Here is a 471-nt window from a genome sequence, read left to right as displayed (position 1 = left end):
GCCGACGGCAAGCAGGCCGTGATCCTGGATGCCCGCGCTCTGCCCTCGGGCACGGTGATCCGGGTGGACAACATCGAGTTCATCGCCGTGGTGGGCAATGTGCGCCTGATCGGCGGCGCCGGCCAGAACGCGGCCAGTGGCGACAGCGGTGCCCAGTGGATCGTGCTCGGGCCCGATGACGACATCATCCATGGCGGTGGCGGCAATGACACTGTGGGTAGCGAAGGCGGCGATGACCAGGTGTTCGGCGATGCGGGCGACGACATTGTCTTCGGGGGCGCGGGCAATGACCTGCTCTCGGGTGGTACGGGCAGTGACCGCCTGAACGGGGGTACGGGCTTTGACGTGGCGATCCAGGAAGGGCAGAAGACGGACTACACCGTGACCCTGGAGGGGGCCGGTATCAAGCTGACCCACACGGCCACCGGTGTCTCCGACTGGCTGGTGGATGTGGAGCAGGTGCGGTTTGCA

General features: G+C 66.7%; 1 protein-coding gene. It reads left to right on the top strand.

Going from position 1 to position 471, the window contains the following annotated elements:
• Positions 1-471 (top strand): calcium-binding protein (locus QYL93_RS31870; RefSeq protein WP_305747436.1); only part of this gene is annotated, 471 nt, incomplete at both ends.

Source organism: Acidovorax sp. A1169 (assembly GCF_030704685.1).
Taxonomy (GTDB): Bacteria; Pseudomonadota; Gammaproteobacteria; order Burkholderiales; family Burkholderiaceae_C; genus Acidovorax.
This window is presented reverse-complemented; position numbering and strand designations above follow the sequence as displayed.